Source organism: Caballeronia sp. INDeC2, assembly GCF_023631325.1.
In the GTDB taxonomy this organism is placed as follows: Bacteria; Pseudomonadota; Gammaproteobacteria; order Burkholderiales; family Burkholderiaceae; genus Caballeronia.
Genome location: NZ_JALQDG010000041.1, coordinates 290,159 through 309,367 on the forward strand (window position 1 = coordinate 290,159; position 19,209 = coordinate 309,367).

Annotated in this window: 15 protein-coding genes and 1 pseudogene; 12 read left to right on the plus strand and 4 right to left on the minus strand. The window is 62.5% G+C overall.

All coding sequences use genetic code 11. From position 1 onward, the window contains the following. Positions 1-8 precede the first annotated feature (8 nt). The 7 genes and pseudogenes from NCS28_RS27105 (at position 9) to NCS28_RS27135 (ending at position 7,157) form a co-directional block, all read left to right on the plus strand. Positions 9-1,196, plus strand: a complete 1,188-nt coding sequence (locus tag NCS28_RS27105) for a xanthine dehydrogenase family Fe-S subunit (RefSeq protein ID WP_250516858.1) — start codon at positions 9-11, stop codon at positions 1,194-1,196. Between the two features lie 72 nt (positions 1,197-1,268). After that, on the plus strand, positions 1,269-2,234 hold the full coding sequence (locus NCS28_RS27110; protein WP_250516859.1) for an amidohydrolase family protein: 966 nt from the start codon (positions 1,269-1,271) through the stop codon (positions 2,232-2,234). 34 nt (positions 2,235-2,268) lie between these two features. Beyond that, positions 2,269-3,021 carry a maleate cis-trans isomerase family protein gene (locus NCS28_RS27115; RefSeq protein WP_250516860.1) on the plus strand — a complete coding sequence of 251 codons (753 nt, stop codon included), beginning with the start codon at positions 2,269-2,271 and terminating at the stop codon, positions 3,019-3,021. 11 nt (positions 3,022-3,032) lie between these two features. Then, on the plus strand, positions 3,033-3,881 hold the full coding sequence (locus NCS28_RS27120) for an alpha/beta fold hydrolase (protein ID WP_250516861.1): 849 nt from the start codon (positions 3,033-3,035) through the stop codon (positions 3,879-3,881). Continuing rightward, positions 3,868-4,902 (plus strand): 2,5-dihydroxypyridine 5,6-dioxygenase NicX family protein, encoded by a 1,035-nt coding sequence (locus tag NCS28_RS27125; RefSeq protein WP_250516862.1) that lies wholly within the window; start codon positions 3,868-3,870, stop codon positions 4,900-4,902. Before NCS28_RS27120 ends, NCS28_RS27125 begins: the two co-directional genes overlap by 14 nt. 18 nt (positions 4,903-4,920) lie before the next feature. Beyond that, positions 4,921-5,544: an N-carbamoylsarcosine amidohydrolase gene (locus NCS28_RS27130; protein WP_250516863.1), complete on the plus strand. Its 624-nt coding sequence runs from the start codon at positions 4,921-4,923 to the stop codon at positions 5,542-5,544. 16 nt (positions 5,545-5,560) lie between these two features. Continuing rightward, positions 5,561-7,157, plus strand: a pseudogene (locus tag NCS28_RS27135) (MFS transporter). Here NCS28_RS27135 and NCS28_RS27140 read toward each other — a convergent pair. Continuing rightward, a complete protein-coding gene (locus NCS28_RS27140; protein ID WP_250516864.1) occupies positions 7,158-7,664 on the minus strand; it encodes a MarR family winged helix-turn-helix transcriptional regulator in 507 nt (168 codons plus the stop codon). It lies immediately after the preceding pseudogene. A gap of 306 nt (positions 7,665-7,970) precedes the next feature. On the opposite strand from NCS28_RS27140, the gene NCS28_RS27145 reads away from it, so the two are divergent. Beyond that, on the plus strand, positions 7,971-9,296 hold the full coding sequence (locus NCS28_RS27145) for an MFS transporter (protein ID WP_250516865.1): 1,326 nt from the start codon (positions 7,971-7,973) through the stop codon (positions 9,294-9,296). 44 nt (positions 9,297-9,340) lie between these two features. On the opposite strand, the gene ptsG is transcribed toward NCS28_RS27145, so the two are convergent. Then, the gene (ptsG, locus tag NCS28_RS27150) at positions 9,341-11,119 is read right to left on the minus strand and encodes a PTS glucose transporter subunit IIBC (RefSeq protein WP_250516866.1); all 1,779 of its coding nucleotides are present in this window, start codon (positions 11,117-11,119) and stop codon (positions 9,341-9,343) included. Positions 11,120-11,159: 40 nt separating this feature from the next. Beyond that, on the minus strand, positions 11,160-13,682 hold the full coding sequence (gene ptsP, locus NCS28_RS27155) for a phosphoenolpyruvate--protein phosphotransferase (protein ID WP_250516867.1): 2,523 nt from the start codon (positions 13,680-13,682) through the stop codon (positions 11,160-11,162). Positions 13,683-14,003: 321 nt separating this feature from the next. Between ptsP and NCS28_RS27160 the strand changes: the two genes are divergently transcribed. After that, positions 14,004-14,228 (plus strand): DUF6900 domain-containing protein, encoded by a 225-nt coding sequence (locus tag NCS28_RS27160; protein WP_250516868.1) that lies wholly within the window; start codon positions 14,004-14,006, stop codon positions 14,226-14,228. A 13-nt stretch (positions 14,229-14,241) separates the two neighbouring features. On the opposite strand, the gene NCS28_RS27165 is transcribed toward NCS28_RS27160, so the two are convergent. After that, positions 14,242-15,198 (minus strand): LysR family transcriptional regulator, encoded by a 957-nt coding sequence (locus NCS28_RS27165; RefSeq protein WP_250516869.1) that lies wholly within the window; start codon positions 15,196-15,198, stop codon positions 14,242-14,244. A gap of 128 nt (positions 15,199-15,326) precedes the next feature. Here NCS28_RS27165 and NCS28_RS27170 point away from each other — a divergent pair, with 128 nt between their 5' ends. The 3 genes from NCS28_RS27170 to NCS28_RS27180 are packed head-to-tail and all read left to right on the plus strand — an operon-like array spanning position 15,327 to position 18,960. Next, positions 15,327-16,637 (plus strand): MFS transporter, encoded by a 1,311-nt coding sequence (locus NCS28_RS27170; RefSeq protein ID WP_250516870.1) that lies wholly within the window; start codon positions 15,327-15,329, stop codon positions 16,635-16,637. Positions 16,638-16,667: 30 nt separating this feature from the next. After that, positions 16,668-17,924 carry a Zn-dependent hydrolase gene (locus NCS28_RS27175; RefSeq protein ID WP_250516871.1) on the plus strand — a complete coding sequence of 419 codons (1,257 nt, stop codon included), beginning with the start codon at positions 16,668-16,670 and terminating at the stop codon, positions 17,922-17,924. 10 nt (positions 17,925-17,934) lie between these two features. Next, entirely contained in the window at positions 17,935-18,960 is a 1,026-nt protein-coding gene (locus NCS28_RS27180) for a histone deacetylase family protein (RefSeq protein WP_250516872.1), read from the plus strand. The last annotated feature ends 249 nt before the right edge of the window (positions 18,961-19,209 follow it).

Here is a 19,209-nt window from a genome sequence, read left to right on the forward strand (position 1 = left end):
AGACTGCAATGTCCGTCATCGAACTCACTATCAACGATCGTTCCGTGCGTGGCGATGTCGAATCGCGCGTGCATCTCGGCGACTTTCTTCGCGACACGCAGAATCTGACCGGCACGCATCTCGGCTGCGAGCATGGCGTATGCGGCGCATGTACCGTGCTAGTCGACGGCGAGCCGGTGCGCTCGTGCATCACTTTCGCGGTCGCATGCGATCAACAGAAGGTTCGCACCATCGAAGGCTTCGACGACGACGAACTGATGAAACGTCTGCGCCGTTCCTTCTCGATACATCACGGACTGCAATGCGGTTACTGCACGCCCGGCATGTTGATCACCGCGCGCGATATCGTCCGCCGCTTTCCCGATGCCGATGAAGCGCGCATCCGGCTCGAACTGTCGGGCAATCTGTGCCGATGTACGGGCTATATGGGCATCGTCGCGGCGATCAGGGCCGTGCTCGCGGAACTGAAGGAGAACCCGATTAGCGAAGTGTCCGTGGCGCGCGCAATAGTCGGCGATGCAACAACTTCGACGCGGGCGTTTCAGACCTTCGCGGCCGCGCCGGCCGGCGCGCCGCAAGCGCCTGTTGCTGCGAGCACCGCATCCACGGACCAGCCTGCTGCGCAACGCAAAGGATGGACCGCGATCGACGACAGCTTCGTCGTGCCCTTCCCGCTCGACAAGGTCTGGGCCTTCATGGGCGATCTGCCTTCGGTCACGTCGTGTCTTCCCGGCGCGGAACTGGTTGAGCACGACGGCGAGAGCGTGAAGGGCAAGATCGCGATCAAGTTCGGCCCGATGTCGGCGAACTTCGCGGGCGCGGCACGCCTCGAACGCGACGACGCCGCGCATCGCGCGGTGATGCGCGGGGCGGGACAGGACAACATCAGCCGATCGCGCGCCAATGGCGACGTGACGTATGCATTGAGCAGCGAAGACGATGGCGAAAAGACGCGCGTGGCCGTCACGCTCGAATACATGTTGCAGGGGCCGCTCGCGCAGTTTTCGCGCTCGGGCCTGGTCAAGGATTTCGTGCGGCGGATGATCGCCGATTTCGGCACGCGCATCACGGCGCAACTCGGCGGAAGCGCGAGGCCGGAGGCCGCTCTATCGGCATCGTCGAAGTTCAATGCGGGCAGCCTCGTGTGGAGCGTCATCTGGGGGCGCATCAGGCAGCTTTTCGGAAAGGGCGATTGATCGCATGGCGTCGAGCCGAGGGAGGCTCGTCGTCCGAGTTTATCGTCAGCCTACTGATCAAACGGAGTTCAAATGAGCAAGCGGATTCGCAAGATCGCGCTGGAAGAGCACTTCAGCACGCCGGGTTTCCAGGGTTATTCAAAAAGCTTCACGCAGCACATCGCGCCCGAAGTCCTGCGCGATATCGCCGCGCGTCTCACCGATTTCGACGAGCAGCGCATTGTCGAAATGGATCGCGCGGGCATCGACTATACGATTCTTTCGCAGACGGGACCGGGCGTGCAGGGCGAGCCCGATGCGGCGCTCGCGATCAGCCGCGCGAAGGAGAGCAACGACTTTCTCGCGCAGCAGATCGCGCGTCATCCCGCGCGCTTCGGCGGCTTTGCCACGTTGCCGATGCACACCGCGCAAGCCGCATCCGACGAACTGACGCGCGCCGTTCGCGAACTCGGCTTCAAAGGCGCGCTCGTCAACGGGCACACGCTCGGCACCTATTACGACGACCGCGCGTACGATCCCTTCTGGGCAACGATGCAGGAACTCGACGTGCCTCTATACCTGCATCCCACCGATGCATTCGTGAATCCGCGCGTGCTCGACGGTCATCCCGAACTCACGGGCGCGACTTGGGGCTGGGGCGTCGAAACCGGCAGCCATGCATTGCGCCTGCTCTTTAGCGGCGTGTTCGATCGCTTTCCAAATCTGAAGATCATTCTCGGCCACATGGGCGAAGGCCTGCCGTTCCTGCGCTGGCGTTTCGACAGCCGCTTCGCGGTGTATTCGCACGGCGTGAGCCTGCAACGCGCGCCATCGGAATACATCGGTACAAACGTTTTGATCACGACATCGGGCGTATGCTCCGCGCCCGCGCTCATCGGCGCGATCGGCGAAATGGGCGCGCAAGCGGTGATGTTCTCGGTCGACTATCCGTATGAATCGACGGAGATCGCAGCGGACTTCATCGAACGCGCTCCGCTCGATGACGCCACGCGCGCGCTCGTCTGTCACGGCAACGCGCAACGCATCTTCCGCCTTTGACGTTTACGAAGACATCAAGCACATGGAGCAGCACATGACGAAGCACTACCGCATCGGCCAGATCGTGCCGAGCTCGAACACGACGATGGAGACCGAGATTCCCGCGATGTTGCTCGCGCGTCAAACGATTCGGCCAGAGCGCTTCACGTTTCATTCGAGCCGCATGCGCATGAAGAAAGTCGTGAAGGAAGAACTCGCCGCGATGGACGCGGAGTCCGATCGTTGCGCCATCGAGCTATCCGATGCGCGCGTCGATGTGCTCGGCTATGCGTGTCTCGTCGCGATCATGGCGATGGGGCACGGATATCATCGCGTGTCGCAAAAGCGTCTACATGAGCGCACGGTCGAGAACGGCGGCGATGCGCCCGTCATCACGAGCGCGGGCGCGCTTGTCGATGCACTGAAGGTGATCGGCGCGAAGCGTGTCGTGGTCGTGACGCCTTATATGAAGCCGTTGACCGAGCTCGTTGTCGACTATATCCGCAACGAGGATTACGACGTGATCGACTATCGCGCGCTGGAGATTGCGGACAACCTCGAAGTGGGCCGTCACGATCCGGCGCGGCTTCCCGAGATCGTCATGTCGATGCGTTATCAGGAGGCCGACGCCATCGTGCTATCCGCGTGCGTGCAGATGCCGTCGCTTCCGGCGATCGCGAAGGTCGAGGCGTTGACCGGCAAGCCCGTCGTCACCGCGGCCGTCGCGACGACCTATGCAATGCTGAAGCAACTCGGACTGGAAGCCGTCGTGCCCGGCGCGGGTGCGCTGCTATCCGGCGCATATTGAGCGAGGACGACATGTCGACATATCGATACGGCGCCAACGTTCAGGCCAACGGCATCCGTCAGCACTATCTGCGTTACGGCGATGCGCGCGCAAAGCTCGATCCGTTGATCATCGTGCCGGGAATCACGAGTCCGGCGGTCACGTGGGGATTCGTCGCGGAGCATCTCGGGAACGTGTTCGATACCTACGTGCTCGACGTGCGCGGGCGAGGTTTATCGTCGGCATCCGATTCGCTCGATTACAGCCTGGACGCGCAAGCAGACGATTTGATTGCGTTTGCAACTACCTTGGGCTTCGAGCAATACAGCGTCCTCGGTCATTCGATGGGCGCGCGCATCGGCATACGTGCGGCGCGCACGCAGCCTGCGGGCATGGCGCGTCTCGCGATGATCGATCCGCCCGTGTCGGGCCCGGGACGCCGTCCGTATCCATCGCAATTGCCGTGGTATATCGATTCGATCCGCGAGTCGCGCAAAGGCATGACCGCCGATGCGATGCGTGCCTTCTGCCCGACATGGACCGATGAACAGCTCGCACTGCGCGCGCAATGGCTCCATACATGCGACGAACGCGCGATACGCACGAGCTTCGAAGGCTTCCATACCGACGACATTCACGCCGATCTTGCGCATCTGCGCATTCCCGCGTTGCTCATGACCGCGGGGAGAGGCGATGTCGTACGCGACGCGGACATCGAAGAGATTCGCACGCTCGTCCCGCATCTCGTACACACGCGCGTGCAGAACGCAGGCCACATGATTCCGTGGGACAACGAAGCCGGATTCCACGCGGCGCTCGGCGACTTCCTCGGCGCTCCCGTTGCGCCGCTCGCTCAAGGAGGCAAGCATGCCCGTCAGTGACTATCAGATGGTCGATGCGTGGACTCAGGTGCTCAAGCTTTCGCGCCTCGAAGCAGGGCAGACGGTGACCATTCTCACGAGCGCGTCCACGCATCCTCAAACGCTATCGACCGCGCTCATCGCGACGCAATCGATGGGCGCGATCGTCAATCGTCTCGATCTGCCTCCGGTGAATGGTGAGAAGGCATTGAGCCGCGATTCGCTCGCCTATCTCGGCACCACACCCTTGACCGGCAACCGTGCGGCCATCGCCGCGCTGAAGGAAAGCGATCTGGTGCTCGATCTGATGACGCTGCTGTTTTCACCCGAGCAACTGGATATCCTCAAGACGGGCACGAAGATCCTGCTCGCCGTGGAGCCGCCCGAAGTGCTCACGCGTCTCGTGCCCACGCCCGCCGATCGCGAACGCGTGCTCGCCGCGCAGAAGCGTATCGCGCGTGCGAAGGAGATGCATATCGTGTCCGCGGCAGGCACGGATTTCCGCTGTCCGCTCGACGAGTTCGAACCGATCGCCGAATACGGATTCGTCGATGAACCCGGCCGCTGGGATCACTGGCCGAGCGGCTTCGCACTGACCTTCCCCAACGACGGTAAAGCGCACGGACGCATCGTGATCGATCGCGGCGATATCCTGTTGCCGCAGAAAAGCTATGTGCAAGATCGCATCGAACTGACGGTCGAGGGTGGCTATGCGACGCGCATCGCGGGCGGCATCGACGCACAATTGCTCAGCGAATATATGGCGACCTTCGACGATCCGGAAGCCTATGCGATCTCGCATATCGGCTGGGGTCTTCAGCCACGCGCGCATTGGTCGACGCTCGGCCTCTACGATCGCGAGGCGACCATCGGCATGGATGCGCGCGCGTTCGAAGGCAACTTCCTGTTTTCGCTCGGACCGAACAACGAAGCAGGCGGCAGCCGCACGACGACCTGTCATATCGACATTCCGCTGCGTCATTGCGATGTGTTTCTCGACGGCGAACCCGTCGTACGCAATGGCGTAGTCCTCGATCGCTGAACAACGTAAATCACGTACATGTCCCACGATATCGAAACCTACAAGCGTCAGAGCTTCGGCTCGATGCTGGAGCCGAAAGCGCCGGTTGGACTGCTGATCGTCGACTTCGTGAACGGCTTCGCGAATCCCGAAGTCTTCGGCGGCGGCAATATTCCACAGGCAATCGAGCGCACCGTTGCACTGCTTGCGCACGCGCGCGAGAAAGGCTGGCCCGTTGCGCACAGCCGTATCGTATTCGCCGACGACGACGCCGATCACAACATCTTCACGATGAAAGTGCCCGGGCTGCTCGCATTGAAGGAGCAGTCGCACGATAGCGCGATCGTGCCGCAACTGACGCCGCGCGAAGGCGAACTCGTCGTGCGCAAGACAGTGCCGTCGGCATTCTTCGGCACGTCGCTCGCGGCATGGCTCACGCAACGCGGCGTGCGCACGCTCGTCATCGCGGGCGCGGTGACGAGCGGCTGCGTGCGATCGTCCGTCGTCGATGCGATGCAATACGGCTTTCGTCCGTTCGTGCTGTCGGACTGCGTCGGCGATCGCGCAATCGCGCCGCACGAAGCGAATCTCTTCGACATGGCACAGAAGTACGCCGCCGTGATGACGCGCGATGAAGCGCTCGACCTGCTCAAGGATCTTTGATCAGCATGGGATCGACATGGCCACGTCTCTTTCGGAGCGCTCGCACCGCGTAGTCACGCGCCACGAGTTCACGCTGATCGTCGCGTCGTCGTTCGGCTCGCTGCTCGAATGGTATGACTTCTATATCTACGCGGCGCTGGCGGGCACGTTCAGCACCTTGTTCTTCCCGAGCGGCAACGAGTCGGTGGCCTTTCTCGCGAGTCTCGCCACGTTCGGCGCGGGCTTTCTGGTGCGTCCGCTCGGCGCGCTTTTCTTCGGAAGGCTCGGAGATCGCATCGGGCGCAAGTACACGTTCATGGCTACCATCGTGCTGATGGGCGCGGCGACTGTCGGCGTGGGCTTGCTGCCATCGTTCGACAAGATCGGCATGCTTGCGCCGCTGCTGCTCGTCGCACTGCGGCTGTTGCAGGGCTTTGCGCTCGGCGGCGAGACGGGCGGCGCGGCGACGTATCTCGCGGAACATTCGCCAGCGGACCGGCGCGGCTTTTATACGAGTTCGCTGCAGACCACGGCCACGCTCGGTCTACTCGCATCGATCGCGGCGGTGAGCGTCAGCCGTGCCGCGATGGATGCCGCCGCGTTCCAGAGCTGGGGCTGGCGCATGCCGTTCCTCGTATCGATTGTATTGCTTGCGATCTCGGTCTATCTGCGCACGAAGCTCGCCGAATCGCCGACGTTTCGCGAGATGAAGCAGACGAACCGGTTATCGAAATCGCCGATAGGGGAGAGCTTCGGCCGATGGGATAACCTCAAGTACGTGCTGATTATGCTGTTCAGCACGGCATCGGGCGTGGGCGTCGTGTTCGGCACAGGGCACTTCTATTCGATGTATTTCTTGCAAAACACGCTGAAGGTCGCGCCGAACACGGTCAATCTCTTTCTTGCGATTGCGCTGATCGCCGTGTTTCCGTTCTATCTCGTGTTCGGCTGGCTGTCGGATCGCATCGGACGAAAGTGGATCATGATGCTCGCATGTTTGCTGCTCGCCGCGACCACGCAGCCGATCTTTCACGCGCTCACGCATTATGCGAATCCTCAGCTTGAAGCGTTTCAGAAGCACGCGCCGGTCACGGTGCACGCGAGCGATTGCCGCTTCACGTTATTCTCCGCGCCGGTGACGGGAATGCGATCGCATACGTTCTTTTCTCAGCGCTTCTGGCGTTTCATATAGCCAGGTGCCGGTGGCGGCGGTCGAAGCGGCATCGACGGAAATCGGCTCGCTCGTGGTGCACGGCAGCGACAGACGCGAGCTGGAAAAAGCGCTGATCGCCTCGGGCTGGTCGGCGCACGCGGATGCATCGAAGATCGATGCGCCGATGGTCGTCTTCCTGATGTGGCTTCTCTTGCTCTATCTCGCGATGGTCTACGGTCCGATGGCCGCATTCATGGTCGAACTGTTTCCGGCACGCATCCGCTATACGTCGCTATCGTTGCCGTTCCATCTCGGCTCGGGCTGGTTCGGCGGCATGCTGCCTTTCGTGGTGTCCGCGATGGCGGTCGCGCGCGGCGATGTTTATTTCGGGCTCTGGTATCCGATCGTGATCGCTGTCGTGTCGTTCGCGGTCGGCGCGCTGTTCGTGCCGGAGACGTACCGCCGCGACATCACGCAGTAGTCAATCGAAATGCTTGAGCGATGTGCGCCCGTACTGGTTATTGCCTTCGACGAGTTTCATCATCATGCGCACGAAATGAACACGATCTTCGGGACTCAGCGGGTCAAGAAATTTCACCTGTGCTTCGCGCATGCTGGCGTACATGTCCTTCATCGCGCGACGGCCTTTCGCGGTGATGTTCGCGATCTTGAGACGCCCGTCGTGCGGGCTCGGCTCGCGCTTGACGAGGCCGCGTTCCTCGAGGCGGCGCAGCACGTCGGCCATCGTCGTGCGATCGACGCCGACTTCCGCGCACAGCGATGTCTGGTCGAGCCCGGGCCGCTCGCTCAGCGTCGTCAGCAAGCCGTATTGCACGGGCGTAATGGCGAAGTCCTTGCAGCACTCGAAGAAGAGCGCGATATGGATCTGATTGAGCCGCCGGATCAGAAAGCCCGGGCGCTGCCACAAATGTCCGGTCTCGATGCCGCTGTCCGAGGCGGCGGCTTTTTTCTCGGCAACAGTGCCCATCCTTAGCCCTTTTTTGAGGAAGTTCGTTCACACGGAAGTCTAGAGATTGTAGGTGCAATCACAGTTGCGCTCCCAATTTTTTCCGGATACAAATCTATCCGTCAGCGTACTGATGAAATGCTGACGGCAGCAGCGCAAGATGTCAATGATGGAAGTCAATTCAAGAAGTCGATACAACGATGCGTCGCGCAGGTATCAGAGCGGATCTGCTCATGCGCTTTCTGCCAGGAAGCGCATGAATAATCAGCATGCTGATTAAATGGCGAATGCGTTCAACGTCACCTCACTCGGAGTCTGGAGCCAAAGATGAGTTCTACCCCTGTACAGACGGACGACGTCGCCATTCATGGGCGGTCGATGTCACGCAACGATATCAAGACGCTGATGCTAGCGTCGCTCGGCGGTGCGCTCGAATACTACGATTTCATCGTCGCGGTGTTCTTCACCAAGCTGCTCGCCACGGTGTTCTTTCCACCGCAGACGCCTGAATGGCTCGCACAGCTCGAAGTGTTCTGCATCTTCGCGGCGGGCTATCTCGTGCGCCCGATCGGCGGCATTTTCTTCGCGCACTTCGGCGATCGCATCGGCCGCAAGAAGATGTTCGCGTTGAGCCTGTTCCTCATGGCCGCGCCGACGCTGCTCATCGGTTTGTTGCCGAGTTACGCGACGCTCGGCATCGTCGCGCCGCTGCTCTTTCTGTTGTGCCGCGTTTTACAGGGGCTTTCCGTCGGCGGGGAAGTTCCGGGTGCGTGGATCTTCTGCGCCGAGCACGTCAGGCGCGATCGGATCGGGCTCGCATGCGGTCTCTTGATGTCGGGACTTTGTACGGGCATCCTGCTAGGCGCGCTGTCGGCGAAGTTCCTCATCGGCAACATGGAGCCGGCGGATCTGAAGAGTTGGGGCTGGCGTCTGCCGTTTATTGCGGGTGGCGTGTTCGGTCTGATCTCGGTCTATCTGCGCCGCTATCTGCGGGAAACGCCCGTATTCGAAGCGCTGCGCGCGAAGCGTGAAGCGGATGCGCGTCTGCCGCTCGCGGTCGTGCTGAAGGAGCATCGCGGCGCCGTGATCGTCTCGCTGCTCGCGACGTGGGTCTTCTCCGGCGTCTTCGTGCTGTACTTCCTCTACACGCCGACGTTCCTGCAATCGCAGTTTCACTTCGCGCCGAAGGACGTGTTCACCAACAACTCGTGGTCGATCTTCGGGCTGATCATCGGCAGCACGTTCGCCGGATGGGCGGCGGACAAGATCGGCGGCGGCCGCGCGTATGCGATCGGCAGTGTCGCGATGCTGCTCGTAACCGGCGCGTTCTACATGAGCCTGAACGCGGGCAGCCAGTCGGTGTGGGCGCTCTATATCCTCGGCGGCTTTCTGATCGGGACGATCACGCTCGGGCCGTACATCATCGTGAAGAGCTTTCCGCCGGAAGTGCGCTTCACCGGCTTCGCGCTCTCGTACAACACGGCCTATGCGATCTTCGGCGGCACCGCGCCCGCAATCGCCTCGTTCATGGTGGGACGCCAGGGCTTCACGATGGCCCCCGCGTGGTACATCGGCGCGCTTTGTGTGCTCGGCGTGATCATCGGCCTCATGTGGCGCGCGCCCGTTTATGCGGAGTCGACGGCCGCGCGTTGAGGCCAGTCACGCGAGCATCGCAACTGGCGACGCACGCGCTTGACTCACCGCATCGCGCCCGCGAGATTTTCCGCTTCGAGCCCGACGATCAGATCGAGCTCGCCGTTGGCAAGCGCTTGCGTCGCGGGCACGCCGGCTGCCTTCAACGCGGCGCCGTCCATGCGCGATGCATCGCCGAGCGCGACGCGCAAACGCGTGGCCGCGAGCGGTTCGAGCTTCACGATGTTGGCGGCGCCGCCCAGCGCCGCGCGGATTTTATCCGCACGCGCCTTCTGCTGCGCCGCGTCCTGCACGGCGACGGCAGCAGGCGCGGGCGCGGTTTCCGTTGTACTAGCCGCAGCCGCGCCGGCAACTGGAAGATCGGCATCGCTACCCGCGCTCTTCAGATACTCCTGCATGTCGGTTTTCATGTTTTCCGACAGCGGCCCGAAGATCGCCTGCACGCCATTGCCGACGCGCACGACGCCCGCCGCGCCGAGCCCCTTCAGTCGTGCATCGTCGACGAGCGATGGATCGTTCACCGAAATGCGCAGCCGCGTGATGCACGCATCGAGGCTCTTGATGTTGGAGCGGCCGCCGAACGCGAGCACGAGATCGCGCGAACGTCCGCCCACGCCCGTGCTCACCGCGGCGCTCGCTACCGTGTCGTCCTCGCGTCCCGGCGTTTTCATGTTGAAGCGCGTGATCACGAAACGGAACACGCAGTAATAGATCGCCGCGTAGATCGGCCCGAGGATGAACACGTACCACGCGTGCGTCGCCTTGTTGCCGATCAGGTTGAACATCAGAAAGTCGATCGCGCCTTGCGAGAACGTAAAGCCCATGTGCATGTTCAGCGTATTGGCGACGAACTGCGCCGACGCCGCGAGGCACGCGTGAATGAAATACAGCACGGGCGCGACGAACAGGAACGCGAATTCGATCGGCTCGGTGATGCCGGTCAGAAACGACGTCAGCGCCGCCGACACCATCATGCCGCCGACCGCCACTTTCTTTTCAGGCTTCGCGCAATGCCAGATTGCAATCGCTGCCGCAGGCAAGCCGAACATCTTGAACAGGAACGCGCCCGACAGAATGCCCGCGGTCGGATCGCCGGCGAAGAAGCGGTTGATGTCGCCGTGAACGACCTTGCCGGTCGTCGGATCGAGGAAGCTGCCCGCTTCGAAGAAAAACGGCACGTTCCAGATGTGATGCAAGCCGAACGGGATCAGCAGACGTTCGACGAAGCCGTACACGGTCGCCGCCGTGCGCGGATCGGACACCGCCGCCCATTGCGAGAACGCCTTGATCACACCGCCGATCGGCGGCCACACGACCGACAACACCGCGCCGAGCACGATCGAACCGATGGCCGTCACGATCGGCACGAAGCGCTTGCCCGCGAAGAAGCCGAGATACGCCGGCAATGAAATCCGGTAATAGCGGTTGAACATCCACGCGGCGAGACCGCCCGCGAGAATACCGCCGAACACGCCCGTCTGGATCGACGGAATGCCCATGATCAGGCTGGTCTCGACGCCTTCGACCTTCGCGATCACGCCGAGCGTCGCCGTCATCACGAAATAGCCGATGGTCGCCGCGATGCCCGATACGCCGTCGTTCTCCGTGAAGCCGAGCGCGACGCCGATGGCGAAGATGAGCGGCAGGTTGCCGAAGATCACATCGCCCGCGTTCTTCATCAGCTCGAGCACGATAGCGGGCACATAGCCGTGGAAATCGGTCGCGCCGAGGCCGAGCAGCAAACCTGCGACGGGCAGCACCGCGACCGGCAGCATCAACGACTTGCCGACTTTCTGCACCACGCCGAAAGCGTTCTTGAACATGAGATGTCTCCGCTTATTCCGCTTATTCCGCTTATTCCGCTTATTCCGCATAAGGCGCGAGCAGGGCGCGCACTTCCTCGGCCGTGCCGAGCGTGATTACTTTTGCCGCCAGCGCGCGCGCTTCGTCCATCGTGATGCGCGCGAGTTGCGCCTTGATCGAGCCCACGGCGGGCACGCTGACCGACAGCTCATCGACGCCGAGCCCGACGAGCACGGGCACCGCCATCGCGTCCGATGCAATGCCGCCGCACACGCCGACCCACTTGCCGTGCTTGTGCGCACCTTCGACCGTCATGCCGATGAGACGCAACACCGCCGGATGCAGCGCATCGGCCTGCTTCGCGAGCTTCGGATGCCCGCGATCCATTGCGAGCGTGTATTGCGTCAGATCATTGGTGCCGATCGAAAAGAAGTCGACTTCGCGCGCGAGCGGCTCGGCAACCAGCGCGGCCGACGGCACTTCGATCATCACGCCGACCTTCACGCTGCCGATGCGATCGCCGGCTTCTTCCTGAAGAATCCGCTTCGCCGAGCGCACTTCCTCGATCGCGGCGACCATCGGAAACATGATGTGCAGATTGCCGATCGATGCGGCCCGCAGAATCGCGCGCAATTGCGTACGGAAAATGTCGGGACGATCGAGACTCACGCGCACGCCGCGCAGGCCGAGGAACGGGTTGTCTTCCTTCGGCAACGGCAGGTACGAGAGCGGTTTGTCGCCGCCCACATCGAGCGTGCGCACGACGAGCGGACGCTCGCGGCCCAGCGCCTCGGCGACCGCGCAATATTCGGCGGCCTGTTCGTCTTCCGATGGCGCGGTGTCGCGGTTATCGAACAGAAACTCGGAGCGCAGGAGCCCGACGCCTTCCGCGCCCGCCGCGACCGCATCGCGCGCTTCCTGCGCATTGCGGATGTTCGCGACCACTTCGACGCGATGACCGTCGGCGGTGACGGCGCACTTGCTTGCCGCGACTTTCTCTTCCTCGCGCTTCTTCGTCTGACGCTCGATGCGTTCACGCGCCTTCGCAAGTTCGTCCGCGCTCGGATTGCGCCGCAGGCTGCCATGCGAGCCATCGAGCACGACGATCGTGCCGTTCGGCAATTGCAGCGCATCTTCGTCGATGCCGCAGATCGCCGGAATGCCGAGCGAACGCGCGAGGATCGCCACGTGGCTCGTCGCGCCGCCCGTCGTCGTGCAGAAACCGTGCACCTTGCTGCGATCGAGCGACGCGGTATCGGAAGGAGAAAGCTCTTCGGCGATGAGGATCGATTCGTCGGGCACATCGATATGCGCCTGCTTCACGCCCGCGAGCAGCGCCAGCACGCGGCGGCCGACATCGCGGATATCGCCTGCGCGCTCGCGCAGCAACGCGTTATCGACCTTCTCCAGGTTGTTCGCCTGCGACTCGAACGCGGCGCGCCAGGCGAAGCCCGCGCTCTTTCCCTCGCTGATGCTGCCGATGGCCGCGTCGTTGAGATCGGGATCGTCGAGCAGTTCGAGGTGCGCGTCGAGAATCTGCGCCTTCGACGGATCGGTGAGCTTTGCCTTCAGCGCCTCGATCTGCTGACGCGCCTCGTGACGCGCGGCGTCGAGCCGCGCGCGTTCGCGTTGCGGCGATTCGCCGGCTTCGGCCACGTCGATGACTTCCTGACGGAACTGCACGATCTTGCCGACCGCGAGCCCCGGCGACGCAGACACGCCGGTGAATTCGTTCGCGTCCGCGGGCGCGGCCGCTGCCGGCGCGAGCGCTTGGGCTGCCGGCGCCGGCGCATCGCCGGGCTTTTCGCCCGAACCCGACGCGAGCAGGCGCGCAAGCGCCGCGGCGGCTTCGGCCGCATCGGGGCCGGCGGCCTCGACGCGCAGCGTGTCGCCGAACTTCGTCGCAAGCGCCATCAGCGCAACGACGGACTTCGCGTTCGCGCTGTCGCCGCCGCGCAGAACGCGGATGTCGGATTTGTACTTCTTCGCTTCTGCGGCGAATACCGCGGCGGGCCGCGCGTGCAGTCCTTGCGGATTCGGCAGCGCGACTTCGTCGGACAGGATCGCGCCGTCTGCGGCGCCGCCCGCATCGTCGCCCGGGCCGCCGACGAACTCGATCGCCAGCGCGATGTCCTTGCCCGCGGTGACGAGGCCCGTCGCGGGCATGTAGCGCGTGACGAGCTCGCCATTGGCGACGACCATCTGCGTGAGCAGGCTCACGGCTCGCGCGCCGACGACGAGCGGATCGAAACGGATCAGCGGCTGGCCGGTCGTGACGACATCGCCTTCCTTGACGAGCGGCGTGAAGCCTTCGCCGCGCAGCATCACCGTATCGAGGCCGATGTGGATCAGTACCTGAAGACCGCCTTCGCCCGTCAAGGTCACTGCGTGCGCCGCGCGATGCAGTTGCGTGACCGTGCCGGGAAACGGGGCGAGCAATTCGTCGGATGTCGGATCGATCGACACGCCGTCGCCGACCATCTTTTGTGCGAAAACCGGATCGGGCACGGTATCGAGTTGCACCATCACGCCGGATAACGGCGCCATCAACTCGATTCGTGACAACCCCTGAGGAGCTTTCATGTGAACGACTCCCTTCCCTTGACGATATGAGCTGAAACCGGCCTGAGGTAAATCATAGGCAACGGCTTCATGATTCGCTGACCGAATGAATGCGCGTTTTCAAAAGCACGCCGTTTGTGCGGAGACGCCCGCATTGATTCGGATTCTGAAATGCCGCTTGCCCGGTTCAATAGCAATGGCGGCAAAAAGCGCGCTATTGTTTCGCAGCGGTTCGACGGTTTCTAGAGACGACGCTCCAATCGCGGCGATCCGTCGCAGGCTGCGCGCGTATGCGCCACTATGCTTGTTTACGAGCAAATGCAAGCGAAAGGAGCGTGCATCATGATCTACCGCAACAAAACTGAAGCTTATTGGGAGCCGCTGTTGACGATCGCCCGCGACGAACTCGGCGTTCAATCATTCGATCCGATGGGCAAGCCGAGCGCCGACATCCGCATGTGCCGCGTCGAGGACATCGGGCGGGCGCTCGAACGCGCCTACGATTTCGGCCTGCTCGTCGGACACACGGTGACGCGCGCCGAGCGTGCGAAAGGGCAGTGCGCCTGAACCAGCGCGTGCGCTATTTTCCAAGCCGTTCCGCGAGCGAATAGCGCCGCATGCAGCGCTCCATGCTGTCGAGAAACGCATGGTCCGCCGCATTCATCTTGCGATCGCGATGCCACAACAGGTGGACATCGACATCGACGAGACCTTCCTCCGGCGGCAAGCGCCACAGACGTTGCTGCGCGATGTCGTCGCGCACGATGTGCTCCGGCAGGCAGCCGATGCCATAGCCCGCGAAGATCAGCCGGCGCACTTCGTCGAGACTCGGTGACGACGCCACGATGCGCCCCGTGAACCCCTTCTGATCGCGAAACACGGTGAGCGGCGAAAGACTGTCGCCGATCTGTTCGCTCGTGAACGACACGAAATTCTCGGCGAGCAGATCGTCCATCGTCAGCGTCGACTTGCCGAACAGACGATGGTGCCTGCCGCAGAAAATTGCGTAGCGCTGCCGCAGGAAGCAGTGCATCGCGAGTTTTTCGTGCGGCGTGCGGCACAGGCCGAGTCCCGCCGTCGCCGTCTTCTGCAACAGCGACGAGATGATGTCCGATGAACGCATCACTTCGATCTGCAAGTCGATGCGCGGATACGCCCGATGAAAATCCGCCAGGAATTCGTCGTAGACCGGCGATTCGATGCGGCTGATCGTCAAGAGGCGAATCGAGCCGTTGATGTCTTCGGTGCGGTCATCGAGCTCGGTTTCGAGGCGGGAGATATTGCCGTAGATATCGCTTGCGATTCGATAAACCTCTTCGCCCGCCTGCGTCGGCGCGAAGTACGGCCCGCGCCGCTCGATCAGCTTTCGATCCAGCGTTTCCTCCAGCCGCCGCAGCGCCTGGCTCACGGCAGGCTGCGTCACGTACAGGCGGGCCGCCGCGCGGCTCAGGCTGCGCTCCTGCATGATCACGAGATAGGTGCGTAGCAGATTCCAGTCGAGCCGGTCGTTCAGAAAGCGGGCGATATCGGTGCGCATGAGGTCTAGACTCAACTATTAGCCAGATTTATACGCTGAATAATAACGCGAAATTTGACTAATAATTTATGGCTGACGATAAAGACGCGTATTGACTGTCACTGCACGTCACGTGCATCGGAGCCAGCATGACCCAAGCCATCGCCAATACCCGTCAGCCGGGACGCGCGGCCACCGCCGCGTTCATCGGCACGATGATCGAGTGGTACGACTTCTATATTTATGCGACCGCCGCGGCGCTCGTGTTCGGCGAGCTTTATTTCCCTTCGAGCGACCGGTTCGTCAGCACGATGGCATCGTTCGCGACCTTCGCCGTGGGCTTCTTCGCGCGGCCGCTGGGCGGCATCATCTTCGGCCATCTGGGCGACAGGATCGGCCGCAAGAAGGCGCTGATGACGACGCTGATGATGATGGGCGTCGCGACCGTCGGCGTCGGCCTGCTGCCGGAGTATTCGAAGGTCGGCATGCTCGCGCCGGTGCTGCTCGTGCTGCTGCGCGTCGTGCAGGGCATCGCGGTCGGCGGCGAGTGGGGCGGGGCAGTGTTGATGGCGGGCGAACACGCGCCACAGGGACGACGCACGTTTTTCGCATCGTTCGCGCAGCTCGGCAGTCCCGCCGGGCTGATCCTTTCGCTGATCGCGTTTCGCGCGGTCACGTCGATGGACAAAGCCGATTTCATGTCGTGGGGCTGGCGCGTTCCGTTTCTCGCGAGCGCGGTGCTGCTGATCGTCGGCATCGTGATTCGTCTGGGTGTGAACGAGTCGCCGGAATTCGCGCGCGTGAAGGAATCGAACCGCACGGCCAAGCTGCCGATTGCCGAAGTGTTCAGTTCCGCGTGGGGGCTCGTGTTGCTGTGCATCGGTGCGAATACGATCGGCATCGCGGGCGTGTACTTCACCAACACGTTCATGATCGCGTACACGACGCAGTATGTCGGCGTGACGCGCTCGCTCATTCTCGATTGCCTGTTTGCCGTGGCGATCATCCAGCTTCTTTCCCAGCCGGTCGCCGCATGGCTCGCCGAACGCATCGGCGGCGCGCGTTTCCTCAAACTCACCGCATTACTCGCGATGATCTCGCCGTATCCGATGTTCGTGCTAGTGCAAAGCGGCTCGGCCGTGCCGATGGTGATCGGCATCGCCATCGCGGTGATCTGCATGGCGAGTTTCTATTCGGTGATTGCCGGTTTCGTGAGCGGCATGTTCCCGACGCGCGTGCGCTACTCCGGCATCTCGCTCGCGTATCAGGTGTGCGGCGCGATTGCGGGCGGGCTGACGCCGCTCGTCGGCACGTGGCTCGCGCATCGGTACACGGGGCAATGGTGGCCGCTTGCCGTGTTCTATACGTGCCTCGCCGGCGTCTCGCTATTGTGCATCGTCGCGCTCGACGCGCGGCGGGCATCGCATGCCGAGCACGCCGAGTCGGTCGGCGCAATGTGAACCGGTATGTCGAACGATATGGAATCCAACATGGAAAAGCTGCTGCGAATCGATGGCGCGCGCCTTTGGCAAAGCCTCATGGACATGGCGCGAATCGGCGCGACGGAGAAGGGCGGCGTGCGCCGTCTCGCGCTGACCGAAGAAGATGCGCGCGGGCGCGACCTGTTCTCGCAATGGTGCCGCGACGCGGGCATGACAGTCTCGGTCGACGAGATCGGCAATCTGTTCGCGCGGCGTGAAGGGACACAAATCGAAGCGGCGCCGGTTCTGATCGGCAGCCATCTCGACACGCAGCCCGAAGGCGGACGCTTCGACGGTGTGTACGGTGTGCTCGCCGCACTCGAACTCGTGCGCACATTGAACGATGCGAACATCGCGACGGAGAAGCCCATCGAGATCGTTTCGTGGACGAACGAAGAAGGCGCGCGCTTCACGCCGGCGATGCTCGGATCGGCGGTGTTCACCGGCGTCACGTCTCTCGACGATGCACTCGCGAAGCAGGACGCGCAAGGCATCACGCTCGCGGATGCGCTCGCGCAAAGCGGTTATCGCGGCACGCGCGCGGTGCGCGGCCAGGCTGTCGATTCGTACTTCGAGGCGCATATCGAACAGGGACCGGTGCTCGAAGCGAACGGTACGACCATCGGCGTCGTGACGGGCGGGCAGGCGATCCGTTGGCTCGATGTCACCGTGACGGGCGTCGCCGCCCATGCGGGTACTACACCGATGCCGTATCGCAAGGATGCGTATTTCGCAGCGGCGCAAATGGCGATCGAGCTGGAGCATATCGCCGGGCGCTATGCGCCGCGTGGACTCGTGACGATCGGGCAGATCGGGATCGCGAATGCGTCGCGCAATACGATCGCGGGCAAGGTCGCGCTCACCGTCGATCTACGTCATCACGACGACAGCGAAGTCGATGCGATGGAACACGATCTGCGCGCGGCCTTCGCGAACGTCGCGATGACGCGTGGCGTGGAAGTATCGGTCGATATGTACTGGCGCAGTCCCGCAACGCCGTTCGATGCGGCGTGCGTCGCGCTGGTCGCGCGGGCGGTCGATGCGCTTGGTTATTCGAACGAGCGCATCGTCAGCGGCGCAGGCCACGATGCGATACATCTCGCGCGCCATTGCCCGACGGCGATGGTGTTCATTCCGTGCGTCGACGGTCTTTCGCACAACGAGGCCGAAGACGCTTTGCCCGAGGACGTCACGCGCGGCGCGAACGTGCTGCTCAATGCGGTGCTCGCGCGTGCGGGCGTCGCGGCCACTGTCGATGCGCATTGAAGGAGTCTCGATGAAAACATTCTTTCACCCCGAACAACTGCTGCATCATCCGCGCAGCTATATGTCACGCGGACAGATGCGCGCACCGCAGGAAGTGCCCGAGCGCGCGGCGCGGCTCGTCGCGGCGGCCAAGTCGCTGGATTTCGATGTCATCGAACCGAGCGATCATGGCATGGCCGCGATCGCCGCCGTGCATGACATGAACTATCTGCGCTTTCTCGAGGAAGGTCATCGCGAGTGGAAGAAGATGCCCGACGACTGGGGCGATGAAATCATGTCGAACATCTACGTGCGAGATCCGAATCCGTTGAGAGGCATTCTCGCGAAAGCTGCGCGCTATCTCGCCGATGGAAGCTGTCCGGTCGGCGCGAACACGTGGCGCTCGGCGTACTGGTCCGCGCAGAGTGCGTTGGCGGCTGCGTCGGCTGTCAATGATGGCGCGCGCGAGACGTATGCGTTGTGCCGTCCTCCCGGACATCATGCGCGCGCCGATGCCGCGGGTGGCTTTTGCTATCTGAACAACGCGGCGATCGCGGCGCAGATGCTGCGTGGCCGATTCGAACGCGTTGCGATTCTCGATACCGACATGCATCACGGTCAGGGCGTGCAAGAGATTTTTTACGGACGCGATGACGTGCTGTACATCTCGATTCACGGCGATCCGACGAACTTTTATCCAGTTGTCGCGGGTTACGAGGAAGAACGCGGCACGGGTCCAGGCGATGGCTTCAACGTCAATCTGCCGATGCCGCATGGGTCGTCGGAAGCGGTGTTCTTCGAGAAGCTCGATGATGCGTTGGGCGTGTTGAGACGCTTCGAACCCGATGCGCTCGTTCTGGCGCTCGGTTTCGATATCTATAAGGACGATCCGCAAGCGCAGGTTGCTGTGACGACGGAGGGGTTCGGGCGGCTAGGGTCGGCGATCGGAGCGTTGAGCTTGCCGTCGGTGATCGTGCAGGAAGGCGGATATCACCTGGAAAGTCTTGAGACGAATGCGCGGGCGTTTTTTGGTGGATTTGCTGGGGCGCGTGGTTGAGCGTGTGTTAAGTGGCGGTCTTGCTGGGGGACCGCCGACTGTGGGTCTGGGTCAATCGGTATATGTAATGTTGCCGCCAAGTTGAAACGTCCTACCTACAATGTATGTATGTCACGGCCAGATTGAAATGTCGGGGTGCGGGCTAAATACAGATGTCGTATCTATCCAAGGATTTTGCTCTCACACGGTGTTGAAGATGCAGGGTCGAACGGGCAGGGCGCGGGTGCGTCGACTTCCCCGTTTGCTGAG

What these genes read in the sequence shown, in the direction of transcription:
- NCS28_RS27120 (WP_250516861.1), top strand. Translation starts at nt 3,033, where the DNA reads ATGTCGACATATCGATACGGCGCCAACGTTCAGGCCAACGGCATCCGT.
- NCS28_RS27180 (WP_250516872.1), top strand. Translation starts at nt 17,935, where the DNA reads ATGAAAACATTCTTTCACCCCGAACAACTGCTGCATCATCCGCGCAGC.
- NCS28_RS27160 (WP_250516868.1), top strand. Translation starts at nt 14,004, where the DNA reads ATGATCTACCGCAACAAAACTGAAGCTTATTGGGAGCCGCTGTTGACG.
- NCS28_RS27140 (WP_250516864.1), bottom strand. Translation starts at nt 7,664, where the DNA reads ATGGGCACTGTTGCCGAGAAAAAAGCCGCCGCCTCGGACAGCGGCATC.
- ptsG (WP_250516866.1), bottom strand. Translation starts at nt 11,119, where the DNA reads ATGTTCAAGAACGCTTTCGGCGTGGTGCAGAAAGTCGGCAAGTCGTTG.
- NCS28_RS27170 (WP_250516870.1), top strand. Translation starts at nt 15,327, where the DNA reads ATGACCCAAGCCATCGCCAATACCCGTCAGCCGGGACGCGCGGCCACC.
- NCS28_RS27130 (WP_250516863.1), top strand. Translation starts at nt 4,921, where the DNA reads ATGTCCCACGATATCGAAACCTACAAGCGTCAGAGCTTCGGCTCGATG.
- NCS28_RS27165 (WP_250516869.1), bottom strand. Translation starts at nt 15,198, where the DNA reads ATGCGCACCGATATCGCCCGCTTTCTGAACGACCGGCTCGACTGGAAT.
- NCS28_RS27105 (WP_250516858.1), top strand. Translation starts at nt 9, where the DNA reads ATGTCCGTCATCGAACTCACTATCAACGATCGTTCCGTGCGTGGCGAT.
- NCS28_RS27115 (WP_250516860.1), top strand. Translation starts at nt 2,269, where the DNA reads ATGACGAAGCACTACCGCATCGGCCAGATCGTGCCGAGCTCGAACACG.
- NCS28_RS27110 (WP_250516859.1), top strand. Translation starts at nt 1,269, where the DNA reads ATGAGCAAGCGGATTCGCAAGATCGCGCTGGAAGAGCACTTCAGCACG.
- NCS28_RS27175 (WP_250516871.1), top strand. Translation starts at nt 16,668, where the DNA reads ATGGAAAAGCTGCTGCGAATCGATGGCGCGCGCCTTTGGCAAAGCCTC.
- NCS28_RS27145 (WP_250516865.1), top strand. Translation starts at nt 7,971, where the DNA reads ATGAGTTCTACCCCTGTACAGACGGACGACGTCGCCATTCATGGGCGG.
- ptsP (WP_250516867.1), bottom strand. Translation starts at nt 13,682, where the DNA reads ATGAAAGCTCCTCAGGGGTTGTCACGAATCGAGTTGATGGCGCCGTTA.
- NCS28_RS27125 (WP_250516862.1), top strand. Translation starts at nt 3,868, where the DNA reads ATGCCCGTCAGTGACTATCAGATGGTCGATGCGTGGACTCAGGTGCTC.